The sequence below is a fragment of the Sorangium sp. So ce394 genome (assembly GCF_051474665.1).
Classification (GTDB): Bacteria; Myxococcota_A; Polyangia; order Polyangiales; family Polyangiaceae; genus Sorangium; species Sorangium cellulosum_D.
In genome coordinates this window covers 40,892-58,303 of sequence record NZ_CP150339.1, presented here as the reverse complement: position 1 = coordinate 58,303, position 17,412 = coordinate 40,892, and the positions used below count along the sequence as shown (strand labels likewise).

Genomic DNA, 17,412 nt, shown 5'->3' with positions numbered 1-17,412 from the left:
GTCCACCCGCGCGGATCGGCATGGTTTCCGTGCATCGGCCGAACGGCGGCCTCGCGGCGCTCGGCCCCGACGGCTTTCGGGCGGTGGCCGATCGACATAGATCATCGTCATGAAGCGACGCGTCCCGAGGCGATCGTTCCTGCGCGTCGGCGGGGCTGCGGCCGCGGCGCTGGCCCTGCCGTTCTCCCTGATCTTCGCGCGGAGGCCGAGGACGAAGAACGCGGCCGGCCGGTTCGGGCCGCTCCTCCCCGATCCCGCGGGCATCCTCGATCTCCCTGTTGGCTTCGCCTACCGGATCCTCGAGCGCGCCGGCGGCGACATGGACGACGGCTACCGGGTGCCCGGCCGGCCGGACGGGATGGGGTGCTTTCCTGGGCCGGACAACACGTGGATCTTGCTCAGGAATCATGAGAACGGGCCCGCCGACCGGAAGATCGGGCCTTACCGGGCCGGGCAGAGCGCGCCGGCGGAGGCGTACGACGCGGCGAGCATGGGCGGCGTCACCAGGCTCGTGGTCGACGCGGCGACGCTCGAGCGCCGCTCGAGCAACCTCGTGCTCGCCGGAACGAACCGGAACTGCGCCGGCGGCGCGAGCCCCTGGGGCTGGCTCACGTGCGAGGAGAACGTCGACCCCCGCCACGGCTATGTCTTCGTGTGCGCGGCGAACGCATCGAGGGTGGCGCCGCCGCAGCGCCTCGCCGGATACGGCCGCTTCTTCCACGAAGCGGCGGTCGTCGACCCCGCCACGAACATCGCTTACCTGACCGAGGATCGGGCGGACGGCTGCTTCTACCGCTTCAAGCCCGCGGATCCTGCGGCGCCGTTCGAGGGCAAGCTGCAGGCGCTCGCCGTCGTCGGCGCCCGCAAGGCCGACACCTCGGGCTGGGCGCTGCGGGAGCCGCGCGAGATCGCGTGGGTGGACATCGACGATCCCGATCCGCGGGACGACACGGTCCGGAAGCAGGCGCAGGCCAAGGGGGCCGCGCTGTTCCGGCGCGGGGAGGGCGTCTGCCTCGCGCAGGGCGTGGTGTACGTCTCCGCGACGATCGGCGGCCCGGCCGGCGCCGGGCAGATCTTCCGGCTGACCCCTGCCGGGGACGGCGGCACGCTCGAGGTCCTCGCCCACGCGACGAGCACGGACGAGCTGGACGCGCCCGACAACATCACCGTCGCCCCCTGGGGAGAGCTCTTCATGGCGGAGGACGGCAGCCGGGGGAACTACCTGCGAGGCGTGACGAGGGACGGGCAGATCTTCGACTTCGCGCGCAACGCGCGGAGCCCGAGCGAGCTCGCCGGCGTGTGCTTCTCGCCCGACGGCAAGGCGCTCTTCGTGAACATGCAGGAAGACGGCCTCACGCTGGCCGTCACGGGCCCGTTCCCCGAGATCGCCGCGGGCGCCGGCAGCCCGACCCGGGCGGGGGCGCCGGGGTAGAGCGCCGGGGAGAGCGCCAGGTAGAACAGAGCGCCGACCGGCCCGAGCGGCCGCTCAGAACGGCGGCGGCGCCGTCTCGCCGGTCGGCAGCGGACCCGGCTCCGGCGCGTGCTCCGACTCGGCCGGCGCCGTCCCCGGCGCTGCCGCCCCCGGCTCCGCCGGCCGCGGGCCCTCGCCCGGCGCCGGCACGACCCCCTGCAGCTCCTCCGGCGCTCCGGCGTCGGCCGCCTCCGCGCCCGCGTCCGCCTCGGGGACCGGCGCCTCCTCGGCCGGCTCCGTTCCGGCGACGAACACCTCCTCGACGGCGTCTTCCTGCCCCTCGCGCGCGAGGAGGCCCGTCTGCGGATCGATCTTCACGCGCACCACGCCGCTCGGCACCGGGAAGTCGGCCACCGGGCGCTTCGCGTGCGCCTGCTTCATGAAATCCACGAACGCCGGCAGCGCCGCCGTGGCGCCCGCCTCGCCCTTGCCGAGCGGCGCCGCGTCGTCGTAGCCGGTCCACACCGCGCACGCGATGTCGGTCGAGTAGCCGACGAACCACGTGTCCTTCGACTGGTTCGTCGTCCCCGTCTTGCCGGCGATCGGCCGCCCGAGCGAGCGCGCCTGCTTGGCGGTCCCGGTCTGCACGACGGACGTCAGCAGGCTCGTGAGCACGTACGCCTCCGGCTCCTCCATCACGCGGCGCGCCGGGGGGCGCGGCGGCAGCGGGATCTCCGCCCCGCCCGGCCCGACGATCTTCGTGATCAGGACCGGCGGCTCGTAGACGCCGCCCGCGGCGATGCTCGCGTACGCGGCCGCCATCTCGCGCGGCGTGACCTCGTAGGCGCCGAGCGCGAGCGACAGGTCCGCGCCGAGCTTCGACTGGATGCCGAGCGCGCCGGCGAAGGCGACCACGTTCGAGGGGCCGACGCGCGACATCGCCGACACCGCGGCCACGTTCACGCTGTGCGCCAGCGCCTCGCGCAGCCGCGCGGGCGACTGCCCCTCGCTCTCGTCGTGGTTCTGCGGCTTGTACCCCGCGACGGCCTGCGGGTTCGTCTCGAGGATCGTCGACGGCGTCAGCGTGCGCGCGTGGATCCCGTAGCCGTAGACGAACGCCTTGAACGTCGACCCCGGCTGCCGCCGCGCGAACGTCGCGCGGTCGAGCCCGCCGCGCACCGCCTCGTAGCCGCCGACCAGGGCGACGATCTCGCGCGTCCGCACGTCGATCGCGACGAGCGCGCCCTCGGGTCCGAGCTCGAGCCGCAGCGGCACCGGGGCCGCGGGCTTCGCCGGGCTGCCTGCGGGCGCGGCGCGCCTCGCCTCTGCGTCGGCGGCGTCCTCGTCCTCGTCCTGCCCCGTCGCGGCCGCCTCGACGACCGGCTCCGGCGCGGGCCCGATCAGGCTGACGCGCACCACCTTGTCGACGTCGGCGAACTTGCTCGGCGCGAGCCCGTTCGGGTTGTACCGCTGCGCGCCGCGGAGCGCGACCGTGCCGTCCAGCGTGCCCACGCGCACCGAGAGCGTGCCTCGGGCGTCGTCGGCGCCGGTCACGACCCCCCGGAAGACCTTGTGGCCGGCCGGCGTCCCCTCGAAGGGCGGCGGCTCCTTCTTGGTCCGCGCGAGCGGGCCGAACAGCTTGTGCCGCTTCGCGTAGGCGTCGAGGTTCTTGCGGACGGCCGCGCGCGCCGCCGCCTGCAGCGCCGGATCGATCGTGGTCGTGATCGTGTATCCGCCCTGCTGCGCGGCGGGCCCGACGACCTCGCGCAGCACGCGCTGCGCCTCGCTGACGACCTCGGGCGCGAGCTCGGCGAGCGACTCGGTCTCGATGGCGAGCACCACCGGCTCCCGCTTCGCCTGCTCGACCTGGACCTCGTCCGCGAAGCCCTTCCTGTGCATCTGGTCGAGCACGAAGTCGCGCCGCGCCACGGCGCGCTCGAGGTTCGCGCGGGGCGAGTACACCGACGGCCCCTTCACGACGGCGACGAGCAGCGCGGCCTCGGCGAGCGTCACGTCGCGCACGCTCTTGCCGAAGTAGTAGCGGCTCGCCTCCTCGACCCCGTAGCGGCCGTGGCCGAAGTAGATCTTGTTGAGGTAGAGCTCCAGGATCTCGTCCTTCGTGAGCTCCTGCTCGATCCTGCGGGCCAGGATGATCTCGCGCGCCTTGCGCTTGTAGGTCCGGTCCGGCGTGAGCAGGACGTTCTTCACGACCTGCTGCGTGATCGTGCTCGCCCCCTGCCTGGTCTGGGTCGAGCGGAGGTTCACCGCGAGGGCGCGGAGCATGCCGAGGTAGTTCAACCCCGCGTGCTCGTAGAAGCCCGCGTCCTCGGCGGCGAGCGTGGCGAGCTTCACCTGGTTCGGGATCTCGCCGATGCGCACGACGGTGCGCCGCTCGGTGAAGAGCTCGCCGAGGCGCGTCCCGTCGCGCGCGAGGATGCGCGTCACCTGCGGGGGCCGGTAATCCTTGAGCTCGCGGGTCGAGGGGAGATCCGCCTCGTAGTGCCGGACGACGAGCACGACGCTCGCGGCGGCGAGGACGAGCAGCGCCGCGAGCGCGATCCCGATGCGCTTCGCCCAGGTGGCGATCCTGGCGCCCCGGTCCTGTCCGGCCGCGTCGTCCGGCGGCGCCGGCGGCGGGCCCTCGAGGCGCGGCGCGCTCGCCGTGCGCGCCGCCGAGCTGATCCGTTGCGGCGGTTCGCTCCCTCGCACCGGCGCGCTGGATCTCCGCGCGGGCGGCTCCGAAGCCCGCCGCGGCGGCTCCGACGCACGCTGCGGCGGCTCCGACACCTGCCGCGGCGGCTCCGACGCCCGCCACTGCGGCTCCGACGCACGCCGCGGCGGCTCCGACGCCCGCCACTGCGGCTCCGACACCTGCCGCGGCGGCTCCGACGCACGCCGCGGCGGCTCCGACGCACGCCGCGGCGGCTCCGATGCATGCCGCGGCGGATCGGCCCTCCTGGCCGGATCGTTGTCGTTTCCCCCTGGGTTCCCTGATTGCTCCGAGGCCATGACGTCGTCCCCGTGAACGCTGGCGCATGCGATGCGCATCCAGAGCGCCCGGCGCGCCGGAGCGGCGACGCTAGCACGCCCGCGGTGGCACGCCTCGTTTCAGGGCGCGGCCGCGGGGGCTCAGCCCTGGAACAGCCGCATCGCCACGATGGTGATCAGGATGCCGGCGATCAGGCACCCCGCTGCGATGCCGACGAGGAGCAGCGGCTTGGCCTCCGCCTTGGCCGGCGCCTTGGCGAGCGGCGCGGGCGCCGGCCTCACGGCGGGCGCCGGCGGCTGCTGGACCATCTTCACCGTCTTCGCCGGCGACTTGAACGGCGACGACGCGGGCGACTTGCTCGCCTGGAGCGCGGCGGCGTGCTGTTTTGCCGCCTGCTCGAGCACCGCGTTGGCGCTCTTCGGCATCATCGCCGTGTACCCCTTGCCCGCGCCGCCCGCGAACGGCTTGAGCGCGTCGGCGAACTCCGCGGCCGACTCGAACCGATCCTCGGGCCGCTTCTCGAGCGCCTTGGCGAGCACCACCCCGAGCCCCGGCGGGAACTGCTTGCCGGGCACGCGCTCGTCGAGCGGGATCGGGTTCCGGGTCACGTGGTGCTGGATGTACTCCATGGGCGTCCGCGCCTCGAACGGCAGCTTGCCCGTGAGCACCTCGTACAGGATCGTCGCGAGCGAGTAGATGTCGCTGCGCGCGTCGAGCACCTTGCCCTGCGCCTGCTCGGGCGACATGAACTCCGGCGTCCCGAAGACCATGCCCTCCTGCGTGAGCATCACCGACCCCGGCCGGAGCTCGCGCTCCGTCACCTTCGCGAGGCCGAAGTCGAGCACCTTCGGGTAGTCCTTCAGCCCGCCGTTGGTCGACAGGAAGATGTTCTCGGGCTTGAGATCGCGGTGCACGATCCCCTGGATGTGCGCCTCCTGCAGGGCGCCGCAGACCTGGATCAGGATCGGGATCGCGCGCTCGACGGGCAGCGGCCCTTCCTTGCGGACCACCTGGTTCAGGTTCTTGCCCTCCAGGTACTCCATCACGATGTACAGCGAGCCGTCCTCGAGCTCGCCGTAGAGCAGCACCTTCACCGTGTTCGGGTGGGTGAGGTGGCTCATCGCCCGCGCCTCGCGGCGGAAGCGAGAGACGAGATCCTTTCGGTTCGCGAGCTTGGGGTGGAGGATCTTCACCGCCACCATCCGGTTCATCGCCGGCTGGGCGGCCTTGTAGACCGACCCCATGCCGCCGGAGCCGATCTTCTGAAGAATCTGGAACTGCCCCCCGAGCAGATCTCGACCGATGTTCGGGTCCGGACCGGCGGCCATGCGTGGAGCCGGAAAATACCACGCAACCCACCCGTATCGTCTATGACCGAAGCAGCGGATGCATCGGATCCGTCGTGGCACCGAAAATGACCGTAAAAACCGACGCCCCCGGGGCGGCCGAGGCGCTCGAGAGCCCCCTCCTCGCCGCCGCCGGCTTCTCGCACGCCTTTTTCACCCGGCGCGGCGGCGTCAGCGCCCCCCCGTGGGACACCCTGAGCTTCGCCATCGCCCTCGGCGACGACCCCGGCGCCGTCCGCGAGAACCTGGAGCGCGCCGCGCGGCGCCTCGGCATCCCGGCGGCGCGGCTCTACTACCTCAGCCAGGTCCACGGCGTGGCGGCGCGCGTCCTCACCGGCGACGAGGATCGCGACGAGGTCGTCCGCGCGGTCGGCGACGTGACCCTCTCGCGCGTGCCCGGGGTCGGCTGCGGCGTCCGCAGCGCCGACTGCGCCCCGATCCTCCTCGCCGATCGCCGGAGCGGCGCCGTCGCCGCGGTCCACAGCGGCTGGCGCGGCACCGCGCTCCGGGTCGTGGTCGAGGCGGCCCGCGCGCTCAGGTCGCTCGCCGGCCCCGGCGCCGATCTCGTCGCCGCGATCGGCCCGCACATCGAGGCCTGCTGCTTCGAGATCGGCGACGACGTCGCCGCCGAACTCGCCGCCTGCTCCAGCGCCGGCGACGCCGCCATCGTCCGCGGCGCCCCCGGCGCGCGCCCGCACGCCGACGTCCGCCGCATCCTCAAGGCCCAGCTCGCCGAGTCCGGCCTCGACGCAACGTCGGTCGATGACGTCCGGGGGTGCACCGCGTGTGACCCCGCCCGCTTCTTCTCGTACCGGCGCGACGGACAGCGGAGCGGCCGGCTGCTCTCCGTCATCGTCGCCGGCGGTACCGTCATCGGCTAGAACGCTCTCATGGTCTCGCTCGCGCGCGACTCGTCGCCGATCGTCCTCGCCATGGTGGGCCTGCCCGCGCGGGGGAAGACATCCATCGCCCGCAAGATCGCGCGGTACCTCTCGTGGCTCGGCCACCCCACGCGGCTCTTCAACGTCGGCAACTACCGCCGCGCGCACCTCGGCACCGCGCAGCCGCACCAGTTCTTCGACCCCGACAACAGCCAGGGCCGCCAGGCGCTGCTCGGCATGGCGATGACGGCGCTCGACGACCTCATCGGCTGGCTCAGCTCCGGCGGCGAGGTGGCGATCTACGACGCCACCAACAGCACCCGCGCCCGCCGGAACCTCGTCACCGAGCGCTGCCAGGCGCACGGCTTCCCGGTCGTCTTCATCGAGTCGATCTGCAACGACGAGTCGATCATCGAGACGAACGTCCGCGAGACCAAGCTCCGCTCGCCCGACTACCAGGGCGTCGATCCCGAGGCGGCGCTGCGCGACTTCCGCGCGCGCATCGCGCACTACGCCCGCGCGTACGAGCCGCTCGGCGAGCCCGAGAAGAGCTACATCAAGATCATCGACGTCGGCCGCCAGGTCGTGCTGAACCGCATCCACGGCTACCTGCCGGCGCGGCTCGTCCCGCTGTTGATGAACATGCACCTCACGCCGCACCCGATCTGGCTGACCCGCCACGGCGAGAGCGTGTTCAACGAGAAGGGGCTGCTCGGCGGCGACTCGGACCTCAGCGCGCGCGGCGAGGAGTACGCGAAGAACCTCGGCGTCTTCATCCGCGAGCGGGCCGGCGACGAGCACGTCAACGTCTGGACGAGCACCCTGCGCCGCACCATCCAGACCGCGCGCCCGATGACGCAGAACCACGTCGCGTGGCGCGCCCTCGACGAGATCGACGCGGGCGTCTGCGAGGGCATGACCTACGAGGAGATCCGCCAGCAGATGCCCGAGGTCTTCCACGCGCGCGCGGCCGACAAGTTCCGCTACCGCTACCCGCGCGGCGAGTCGTACGAGGACGTCATCCAGCGCCTCGACCCGCTGATCATCCAGCTCGAGCGCCAGCGCTCGCCCGTGCTCGTGATCGGCCACCAGGCGGTGCTGCGCGCGCTCTACGCCTACCTCGTGGATCGCCCCGCGCCCTCGTGCCCGACGCTGCCGATCCCGCTGCACACCGTCATCGAGCTGACCCCCACCGCGTACGCGTGCGAGGAGCGGCGCTTCCAGCTCGCGCCCGCGGTCCAGGGCGGCGACTCGAGCACCGCGCACCCCTGATCCTCCCGGCGCGGCGATGCGCGCGCCGGGTCAGCGATCCCGGCTGATGAGCTTGCGGAGCAGCTCCAGCGGGTGGAACGGCAGCATCGCGGCCATCTCGCTGTCGGTGCCGGCCCGCTCGAGCACCGCCCGCATCGCGGGCGCCACGATCCCCATCGGATCGATCCGCTCCGCGATCGCGCGGAGGGCGCTGAGCGCCGCGCGCCCCGCGTCGATCCCGAGCGGGATGGCGAGCGCCGCCGGCACCGGCGCGAGGATCACGTCGCGCACCGCGACCGCCCGCGCCCAGGCGCCCGGGCTCGGGTCGACCTCGAGCTTCCGGATCGTCTCCGCCTCGGCGAAGCAGCCGAGCGACAGCTCCCCTGCCCGCTCCTCGATGGCGCGCGAGAGGTGCCGGTAGTCGCGCCGCCAGTCGCCGGCGAGCAGCCCCATGTCCTCCCGCACCTCGTCCGGCCCGAGGATCAGGTTGATCCCGCGCGCGTCGCGGCGGAGCGCGACGCTCGTCCAGAGCTCCCCGCCCTCGAACAGGCCGATCACCATCGTCTTGCCGGCCCCGGCGAGCGACTCCAGCGTGCCCCGCACGACGCCCGGCGACGGCATCGGCACGCCGCGCAGCCGCGCCGGCCAGAGATCGATCCTCCCGGCGAGGAGCTCCTCGCGCGCGAGCTGCAGCAAGAGGAGCGTCTGCGCGACGAGGTCGTCGCCGCGCCGCACCCGCGCCCCGAACCGCTCCACGATGGCCTCGAGGGCGCCCGCTTCGATCACCGCGGCCCAGCTCGCGTGGTGGCCCGCGGCGAGCTCCTCGGCGGAGAGCCGGCCGGCGCGCTGCGCGTCGTCGATCCGGAGCCGGCCGGCGTCCGTGTGCACGAGCTTCCTGAGCCTGCCGCCCGCGCGGACCGCGACGACGCCGCCGCGCGGCCGATCGACCTCGCGCTCGTCGATGCCCGTGCGTCTGGGCCGGAACAACGACAGCACGCGGACCCAGTCGGTCGCGGTGAACCCCTCGAAGCGGACGTCGGGCGAGAGCACGGGGCGAGCCTACTCCTGGCGCGCTCCGTGCGCGAGCGCCGGGCCGGAGCGCGCCTTCAGCCCGGCGCGCTCCGGCCCGGCGCTCGGCGCGCGCGGGCGAGGCCGGCTACGCCCCCCACCAGAGCATCTCGTGCGCCTGGGTCTCGCCGCGGACCGGCACGATCACCCGGATCTTCTGGCCCTCGATCTGGACCACGTGGGCGGGGAAGCTGTCGGCCGGGTAGTACACGGATTTCACGAACCCGCTCGCGTCGAGCCAGAACAGGTGCACCCCCTCCGCGGTCGCCCCGTGCATGAGGAGCATCCGCCCGCCTCCGAGCAGCGCGAACTCCAGGCTCTTGAAGGCCATCTCCTCGAAGCGCTCCGGGGACGGGAAATCCTCCCCCACCGACCTGAGCTCCGGCAGGTGCGCGCGGAGGTGCTTGTAGAGCGTGTCGTAACGCACCTTCGCGAGCCTCGGGATGCGCCGGTCGCCCGCCGCGATCACGGGCAGCCGCTCCGCGTCGAAGGTCGGCACCTCCACGTGGGTGCGGTAGCGGTCCGCGAGCCTGCCGCGGCCGATCTCCTCGTCGCTGAGCGCCTTGAGCCACCACTGGAAGATCGCGAGATCGCCGGTCCCCGCGCGCGACTCGAGCCGGACCAGCGACTCCCACAGCGGCCTCCGGACCTGCCATTTTCCCCCGTGGTTCCTGGCGACGCACGCGCCGACGTAGAGCGCCCCGTGCGTCACGAGGGTGACCAGCATGGGCGGCGCCCCGCCCCCGCCCTCGGCCGACGTACCGCGCGCGTCGGCGGCGCCCTCGGCCGGCGAGAGCCAGGCGTCGCGCCGCTCGCGCGTCAGCGCCGCGCCCAGCCGGTGGACCGACGCGTCGGAGAAATCGAGCCCGAGGTCGGGCGCGCCGAACGCCCCGGGCGCGAGCCGGGCGAACACCTCCGCCGCGTGGTCGATCTGGGCCAGGATCGACGGGTTTCCGGCCGGGTTCGCGTCCGTGGAGCGCGCGGCCGCGAGGTCGGCGAGCACGTCGGGCGGGTAGTGCGGCGCGAAGGTGCGCTCGAAGAGCTGGGCGGCCGTGATCGGTTCGGCGGGCATGGCGTTGGGCCGGCAAAGAGGCCGGGGATGGGGGTCGGGCGGGCGCGTCCGGCGCCGCTCAGAACATCTTCTTGCGCTTCGACGAGCTCAGGATGCCGAGCATCTCGCGGTACTTGGCCACGGTGCGGCGGGCGATCTTGATGCCGTCCGTCTCCTCGAGGATCTTGACGATCGCCTGGTCGCTGTAGGGATTCGACTTGTCCTCGGCCAGGATGATCTTCTTGATCGCCTGCTTGACGCTCTCCGAGGCGATGTCCTCGTCAGCCACCCTGTGGATCGACGAGTTGAAGAAGTACTTGAGCTCGAAGAGCCCTTGGGGCGTGTGCACGTACTTGTTCGACGTCACGCGGGAGATGGTCGACTCGTGCATGCCCACCGACTCGGCGACGTCCCGCAGGATCATGGGCTTCAGGTAGCCCACGCCGCGCTCCAGGAACTCGCGCTGCTTCTCGACGATGCACTCGGTCACCTTGATGATCGTGCGCCGCCGCTGCTCGATGGCCCGGATCAGCCACTGCGCGCTCCGGAGCTTCTCGCTGATGAACTCCTTCGCCTTCGGGTCCTTGAGCATCCGCTGGGCGAGGTTCTCGTTGATGTACAGCCGCTGGAGCCCCTTGTCGTTGTCGGTGACGACGAACTGGTTGCCGTCCTTGATGACGTACACGTCCGGGGTGATGGCGATGGTCTTCTCGTCGACCTCGGCGAAATTGCGCGCCGGCACGCTCTCCAGCTTCTGGATCTCCTGGACCGCGTCGTAGACGTCCTCCAGCGAGATCTTCAGCGCCTTCGCGATCGCGGGGAAGTTGCGCCGCTCCACGTTGTGGAGGTGGTCCTTGATGATCGCCATCTCGATCTCGTCGAAGCCGAGCACCTCGGCCTGGACCCGCAGGCACTCGGACAGATCGCGCGCCGCGACCCCGACCGGGTCGAAGCGCTGGATCATCGCCAGCACCTCCTCGGCGTCCTCGGGGTGCAGCTCCGCCTCCCGCGCCAGATCGGCGAGGCTCAGATCCGGCCCCTTCGTGCCGTCCGGACGTTCTCCCCCCTTGAGGTCGAGGTACCCCTTCTCGTCGAGGTTGCCGATGACGAGCAGGGCGAACTGCCGCTCGTTCTCGACGAAATCGCTCATCTGGAGCTGCCAGAGCAGGTGGTCGCGCAGGTTCGACGGCTTCGTCAGGTTCTGGTCGATCGGCGGCAGCTCCTCGAAGCCGCCCCGGTGCGCGGGCATCGCCTGCTGCAGCTGGCGGTTTTCCAGGAATTGCTCCCAGTCCACCTCCTTGACCCGCTTTTCCGTCTCGCGCGCCGCGATGTCGGTGTCTCGGTCGAACCGCTCGCCGTTCTCCAGCCGCTGCTCCGTCGGCAGATCGGCGTTCCTCCCCCTCTGATCCCCCTTCTCCCCGTCCCGCGCCTTCGGGTCGGTCATGTCGTCCGCGAGGACCGGGTTGCCGTCCAGCTCCTTCCTGATCTCGTCGACCAGCTCGAGCCGCGAGAGCTGCAGCAGCCGGATGGCCTGCACCAGCTGCGGGGTCATCACAAGCTGCTGGGACAGCTTGAACTGGAGCTTCATCTCCATGCCCATGAGGAGCTCCTTCTCTCAGTTCGCCGCCTGCGCCACCCGCCGAACGGGGGCCGGGGCATTGCGCGAGGTTCGTGCCATCGAGTGTTTCATTGGTGGCCTCACCCCCAACGTAGCATCGAACGGGGCAGCGGCCCGGGTCTTGCTTTCACGTCTGTACCAAAAAAATAGCGCAGGCCCTGCGTCCCGCGCCGCTGAACGCGTTATCAGGCGCCGCCACGGCGGGATTTCTCCGTCCTCTGCGGAGCGCTGTCCTCGGCCTGTTCGGCGTGGCCCCCGTCAACGGATCGTTGCACCATCGGCTCCCGATCGGGAGGCTTGAAATCCCGAAAGATTGGGCGAAGCCGCGATGGGACAGCCGAAGGTGCGCGGACCTGCGCTGGGGAACGAGGGCGTGCGCGACGACGCCTCGCAGGATCTCGAGAAGGAGCGGATCCTGTCTGGCTCGCCCCTGGCGCAGCTGACCTCACCGAGCCGGCGCGCGCTGCTCGATCTCGGCAGGATCGAGCGGCTCCCGCGCCGGCAGTGCCTCTGCCAGCAGGGCGCGCCGCCGCGGCACCTGATCCTGCTCGGGGCGGGCCGCGTGAAGGTCGAGCGCACGGCCGAGGGGCGGGTCGTCCCGCTGGGCCACCGCGGGCCCGGCGACCTCGTCGGCGAGAGCGCGCTCGCGGGCGCGCCGGTCGCGTCCGAGAGCGCGATCGTGCTCGACGAGGGGAGCGGGCTCGTGGTGCCGCTCTCCGGGCTCACGCGGCTGCTCGCCGCCGACGCCGCGCTCCGCGAGGCGCTCGCTGCGGCGCTCGTCTCGCGCAAGCTCGAGACCGAGGCGCGCCTCGGCTCCCTGCTGCTCTGCACGGTGGAGGTGCGCCTGCTCGACTTTCTCCGCGCCGCTGCCCGGCGGTGGGGGCGGCCGCACGCGTCGGGTCAGCTGGTGTCGGCCCCCTTCACGCACGCCGACATCGCGCTGCTGATCGGCTCCACCCGCGAGACGGTCACCCTGCTGCTCGGCAAGCTGAAGCGCGCCGGCCTGATCGCCTTTGACCGGCGGCGGATCGTCATCCGGGATGGCGCGCACCTCGCGGCGCGCGCCGCGTCGACCTGATCGTCCGCCCGGAGGCGCCGCTGCGGGCCCTGCGCTGGAGCCGGACGACGGCGGCGCCGCTCGCCCCCGCGACGGCGCCCTCGCGCGGCTCCGCCGGCCGGGCCGCCGTATCGAGCTGCGCGGCTCTGTCGGAGGCGCGCGCGCCTCGATCGCCCGGCGCGCCGCGCTCCGGGCTGGCGAGGCCGCCGCGGACCAGCCGGAGGCGAGGGAAGACCCCGGACCTCGTCGACGGCCGGGGGCTCTGCTCGACGAAGATCGTGCTGAGCAGCCGGCCGAAGGCGTACGGCTTGAGCAGGACCTCGCTCACGTCGTCCGCGCCGTCGCACGAGACCGGCTCCTCGGCGCAGAAGACGATCCGCCGCGGCAGCGCGCCCTCGCGCCGCAGGCGGCCCAGGATCTCCCGGGCGCCTTTCGTCCCGGGGGCGAGATCGATGAGCGCGACGTCGTAGACGCGCTCGCGGGAGAGGGAGATCGCCTCCTCCAGGGTCGCGGCCGGGCTGACGAGGGCGCCGCGGTTGCCAAGGAGGAGCGCCGTGGCCCTCCGGAGGACAGGGTCCTGATCGAAGAGGAGAACGTTCGGTTGGTACGTCATCGGGGTTCCCTGCGGCTTGCAGTCGAAGTGCGCCGCATCGACGGGGACGGCGACGCGCGCGCGTCCCACCGCTCGGCGGCAGCATCCGCGTCCGCGGACGGCCCCGGTCTTCGCAACGCACGTGCCGAGGGCGCGGCGGCGGCGCCGCCCGGCCCCCGTCGGCCGCGGTTCTCGGCGTCAACGCGGCCCTTTCGCGCGTCGCCGCCGGTGAGGCCGGCTCGTCGGCGCCCGGGCCGCCGCTGTGCCCATTTCGCGCTCCCTCCGCGGCGTCCCTCCGCCCCGACGACGAGCGCGCCCCCATGCTGTCGGCTCGCCTACCCCGCCCACGAGCGCCGGTGCGCGGTTCGTGCGCACGGGCCAGCCCAGGTTTGCGGCCCCTCCAGGGCGGCGCGCTCCGCCGATCCGCCCGTTGCTCCCGGCTCCGCGTCCAGTGCGGGTGCCAACGTCCGGGCCGCTCGCGCACCGCGCCCTGACGCGATCGGCGCACCGCGGCAAACTGAATTTCCCGCTTGATGAGGCTGGCGTAGGGTGCCACAAGCGTCCGCGCGCACGAGTGGCGGAACTGGTATACGCACCGGTTTTAGGTTCCGGCGCCGCGAGGCTTGGGGGTTCGAGTCCCCCCTCGTGCACCATGGCTTGAATCCTGGACGACCCGACCGCCCAGCGGCGCGACGCGCCCCGTCGCTTCAGAGGGGGCGGCTCTCCGGGGCGGCTCGGTCCGGGCGCGGTCGCCGGTGCGCGGGCGTGGTCCGCTGGCGCGCGGGGGGGGAAGCGCGCGTCGACGGCGGAGGAGGCCAGCGCCATCCGGGCCGCGGAGGGCTCGCCTCGGCGGCGTCGTCGACGGAGCGCGCGGTCCCGGAATTGCGCGACGCCCGCGGCGCGACTACGTTCGCGTTCCTCGGCCGGACCCTTTCCTCCCACCTGACCGCCGCGGAGCCAAGGCACGTAAAGATGTTCACTTGGGCGATGAAGAAGATTTTCGGCACCTCGCACGAGCGCGCCATCCGCCGCATGCGACCGCGGGTCGAGGCGATCGGCAGGATGGAGCCGGAGCTGCAGAAGCTCTCGGACGCCGAGCTTCGGGCGAAGACCGCGGAGTTCAAGGAGAAGCTCTCCAACGGGGCGACGCTGGACGACATCCTGGTCCCGGCGTTCGCGGTCTGCCGCGAGGCGTCGAGGCGCGCGCTCAAGATGCGCCATTACGACGTGCAGCTCATCGGCGGCATGGTGCTCCACAACGGCTGCATCGCCGAGATGCGCACCGGCGAGGGCAAGACCCTGGTCGCGACGCTCCCCTGCTATCTGAACGCCCTCGAGGGCAAGGGCGTCCACGTCGTCACGGTGAACGACTACCTGGCGCGGCGCGACGCCGAGTGGATGGGCAAGCTCTACGGCTTCCTCGGCCTGTCGACCGGCGTGGTCGTCAACCAGCAGGGCGACGCGGAGAAGCGCGACGCGTACCGCTGCGACATCACGTACGGCCAGAACAACGAGTTCGGCTTCGATTACCTGCGCGACAACATGAAGTTCTCGGCGCTCGAGTACGCGCAGCGCCCGCTGCATTACGCGATCGTCGACGAGGTCGACTCCATCCTCATCGACGAGGCGCGGACTCCGCTCATCATCAGCGGCCAGGGCGAGCGCTCGAGCGACAAGTACCGCACGATCAACGAGGTCATCCCCCAGCTCCGGAACGAGGAGCATTTCGCCGTCGACGAGAAGGGTCACTCGGTGACGCTGACCGACGAGGGCGTCGAGACGGCGGAGCGGCTGCTCGCGGCGCTCAAGGTGCTCAAGGGCACGAACCTCTATGACCCGGTCAACCTCGAGACGCTGCACATCCTGAACCAGTGCCTGCGCGCGCACACGCTCTACAAGCGCGATGTCAACTACATGGTGCGCGAGGGCAAGGTGCTCATCATCGATGAGTTCACCGGCCGCGTCCTCGCGGGCCGGAGGTGGTCGGACGGCCTGCACCAGGCCGTCGAGGCGAAGGAGAACGTCCGGATCCAGGAGGAGAGCCGGACGATGGCGACGATCACCTTCCAGAACCTCTTCCGGCTGTACAAGAAGCTCTCCGGGATGACCGGCACCGCGGACACCGAAGCGGCGGAGTTCCACAGCACGTACAAGCTCGACGTCGTCATCGTCCCCACGAACAAGCCGGTGGTCCGCGTCGACTACGAGGATCTCGTCTACAAGACCGAGAAGGAGAAGTTCACGGCGGTCATCAACGAGATCCTCGAAAAGCACGAGCTCGGCCAGCCGATCCTGGTGGGCACGACGAGCGTCGAGAAGAGCACCGCGATCAGCCGGATCCTGACCAAGCGCGGCGTGAAGCACAACGTGCTGAACGCGAAGCACCACGAGAACGAGGCGTACGTGGTCGCGCAGGCGGGCCGCAAAGGGGCCATCACGGTGTCGACCAACATGGCCGGGCGCGGGACGGACATCATCCTGGGCGGCAACGCGGAGATGCTCGCGAAGCTCAAGTTCAAGGAGCAGAACCGCCAGCCCGAGGCGGAGCCCGAGGCGTTCGAGGCCCTGGTCGAGGAGCTCAAGAAGGAGTGCACCGCGGAGGGCAACGAGATCCGCGAGCTCGGCGGGCTGTACATCCTGGGCACCGAGCGGCACGAGTCGCGCCGCATCGACAACCAGCTGCGCGGCCGCGCCGGCCGCCAGGGCGACCCCGGGACGTCGAAGTTCTACCTGTCCCTCGAGGACGACCTCATGCGCATCTTCGCCGGCGATCGGGTGAAGAACCTGATGGAGCGGATGGGCATGCCGGACGACGAGCCCATCGAGCACCCGTGGGTGACGAAGAGCGTCGAGAACGCGCAGAAGAAGGTCGAGGAGCGCAACTTCGACATCCGCAAGAACCTGCTCGAGTACGACGACGTGATGAGCGCGCAGCGCAAGACGATCTACGACATGCGCCAGTCGCTGCTCCTCGGCCGCTACTCCCCCGAGATCCTCGACGAGGAGGGGAAGCCGACGGGCGAGAAGCGGACGATCAAGCCGCTCGCGTCGATCGCGGAGCTGGTGCGGCCGGACGTCGGCTACCTGCTCGGGATGTTCGCGAACGATCCGGTGATGCCGCTCGACGAGGACGGCAACCGCCGCGAGATCGTGCGGAAGGACTTCGAGAAGACGGATCGGTTCGTCGAGCTCGAGAACCTGCAGCGCGAGCTCTACACGCGCTGGGGCGTGAAGATCGAGCTCGAGTCGCGCCCCGACAAGGTCCTCGACATCTACGACGAGTGCGCCGAGCTCGTGCCCCAGGCGCTCACGGAGCAGCGCGAGCGGCTGCTCGATCTGATGGACCGGATCATCGGCGCGATGGTCGAGGAGTCGTGCCCGGCGCGCAAGCCGCCCGAGGACTGGGACTGGGGCGGCATCTTCCAAGGCTTCCGCGAGCACTTCGGCGTCGAGCTGCCGGACGACGTCGCGCACATCGGCGATCAGGAGACGCTGGCGCGCGAGCTCTACGAGCGCGCCGAGAAGGCGTACGAGAAGCGCGAGGAGGAGATCGGGGTCGAGCTGTCGCTCCGCATCTTCCGGCACCTCTACCTGGAGGAGCTCGACAAGGCCTGGGTCGACCACCTGACCGACATGGACCACCTCCGCGACGGCATCGGCCTGCGCGGCTACGGGCAGAAGGACCCGAAGCAGGAGTACAAGAAGGAGGGCTACAACATGTTCGTCAACATGGTGGCCCGCGTCTCCTCGAACGTGGTCACGAAGCTCTTCAGCGTGAACGTCAGGCGCGCCGAGCAGGAAGAGGCGCAGATCGAGGCGGCGGATCGCCAGCGCCACGCGGCGGCGCTGCTCGACGCGGTCGCGCAGCACGACGAGTCGCTCCCGATCGGCGCGAACCCGGCGGCGGCGCTGCCGCAGCCCGCCGTCACGCAGGAGCAGGAGTGCCCCTGCGGCAGCGGCAAGCCGTTCAACACGTGCCACGGCGCCGAGGACGAGGCGACGGTCTGAGCCGGCGCATCCTGCACGCTCGCCCCGCTCGCCCCGCTCGCCCCGCTCGCAAGACGCCTGCGGCGCGCCGGCGAGGGCCCGCGCCGGGCCCTTGCTCCGGCGCCTGATCCCAGCATGGACACTGCCTGAGGGCCGACGCG

The 17,412-nt window shown here is 71.8% G+C and carries 11 protein-coding genes and 1 tRNA gene; 6 read left to right on the top strand and 6 right to left on the bottom strand.

Annotation, left to right across the window (positions count from 1 at the left end; all coding sequences use genetic code 11):
- The first annotated feature begins 109 nt into the window (after nucleotides 1-109).
- Entirely contained in the window at nucleotides 110-1,432 is a 1,323-nt protein-coding gene (locus tag WMF33_RS00205; RefSeq protein WP_437335233.1) for an alkaline phosphatase PhoX, read from the top strand.
- Between the two features lie 54 nt (nucleotides 1,433-1,486).
- On the opposite strand, the gene WMF33_RS00200 is transcribed toward WMF33_RS00205, so the two are convergent.
- Both WMF33_RS00200 and WMF33_RS00195 read right to left on the bottom strand, forming a co-directional pair.
- Entirely contained in the window at nucleotides 1,487-4,120 is a 2,634-nt protein-coding gene (locus tag WMF33_RS00200; RefSeq protein ID WP_437335232.1) for a penicillin-binding protein 1A, read from the bottom strand.
- Between the two features lie 420 nt (nucleotides 4,121-4,540).
- Nucleotides 4,541-5,728, bottom strand: coding sequence for a serine/threonine-protein kinase (locus tag WMF33_RS00195; RefSeq protein WP_437335231.1), 1,188 nt, complete (start codon nucleotides 5,726-5,728; stop codon nucleotides 4,541-4,543).
- Between the two features lie 74 nt (nucleotides 5,729-5,802).
- Here WMF33_RS00195 and pgeF point away from each other — a divergent pair, with 74 nt between their 5' ends.
- Together pgeF and WMF33_RS00185 are read left to right on the top strand one after the other, a co-directional pair.
- Nucleotides 5,803-6,627 carry a peptidoglycan editing factor PgeF gene (pgeF, locus tag WMF33_RS00190; protein WP_437335230.1) on the top strand — a complete coding sequence of 275 codons (825 nt, stop codon included), beginning with the start codon at nucleotides 5,803-5,805 and terminating at the stop codon, nucleotides 6,625-6,627.
- Nucleotides 6,628-6,636: 9 nt separating this feature from the next.
- Nucleotides 6,637-7,899 carry a bifunctional nucleoside/nucleotide kinase/histidine phosphatase family protein gene (locus WMF33_RS00185; RefSeq protein WP_020464746.1) on the top strand — a complete coding sequence of 421 codons (1,263 nt, stop codon included), beginning with the start codon at nucleotides 6,637-6,639 and terminating at the stop codon, nucleotides 7,897-7,899.
- A gap of 30 nt (nucleotides 7,900-7,929) precedes the next feature.
- Here the strand turns inward: WMF33_RS00185 and WMF33_RS00180 are convergent, their stop codons facing one another.
- From WMF33_RS00180 to rpoN, 3 genes are all read right to left on the bottom strand, one after another.
- Complete coding sequence (locus WMF33_RS00180; protein WP_437335229.1) at nucleotides 7,930-8,928, bottom strand: hypothetical protein; 999 nt, start codon at nucleotides 8,926-8,928, stop codon at nucleotides 7,930-7,932.
- A 106-nt stretch (nucleotides 8,929-9,034) separates the two neighbouring features.
- Complete coding sequence (locus tag WMF33_RS00175; RefSeq protein WP_437335228.1) at nucleotides 9,035-10,018, bottom strand: hypothetical protein; 984 nt, start codon at nucleotides 10,016-10,018, stop codon at nucleotides 9,035-9,037.
- Between the two features lie 58 nt (nucleotides 10,019-10,076).
- Complete coding sequence (rpoN, locus tag WMF33_RS00170) at nucleotides 10,077-11,597, bottom strand: RNA polymerase factor sigma-54 (RefSeq protein ID WP_061628984.1); 1,521 nt, start codon at nucleotides 11,595-11,597, stop codon at nucleotides 10,077-10,079.
- A gap of 346 nt (nucleotides 11,598-11,943) precedes the next feature.
- Here rpoN and WMF33_RS00165 point away from each other — a divergent pair, with 346 nt between their 5' ends.
- Entirely contained in the window at nucleotides 11,944-12,693 is a 750-nt protein-coding gene (locus WMF33_RS00165; RefSeq protein WP_437335227.1) for a Crp/Fnr family transcriptional regulator, read from the top strand.
- Here the strand turns inward: WMF33_RS00165 and WMF33_RS00160 are convergent.
- Nucleotides 12,647-13,285: a response regulator gene (locus WMF33_RS00160; protein WP_437335226.1), complete on the bottom strand. Its 639-nt coding sequence runs from the start codon at nucleotides 13,283-13,285 to the stop codon at nucleotides 12,647-12,649. The two genes, WMF33_RS00165 and WMF33_RS00160, sit on opposite strands and share 47 nt — an antisense overlap.
- A gap of 547 nt (nucleotides 13,286-13,832) precedes the next feature.
- On the opposite strand from WMF33_RS00160, the gene WMF33_RS00155 reads away from it, so the two are divergent.
- Both WMF33_RS00155 and secA read left to right on the top strand, forming a co-directional pair.
- A tRNA-Leu gene (locus WMF33_RS00155) sits at nucleotides 13,833-13,917 on the top strand.
- Nucleotides 13,918-14,236: 319 nt separating this feature from the next.
- Nucleotides 14,237-17,272: a preprotein translocase subunit SecA gene (gene secA, locus WMF33_RS00150; RefSeq protein WP_437335225.1), complete on the top strand. Its 3,036-nt coding sequence runs from the start codon at nucleotides 14,237-14,239 to the stop codon at nucleotides 17,270-17,272.
- Nucleotides 17,273-17,412: the final 140 nt, after the last annotated feature.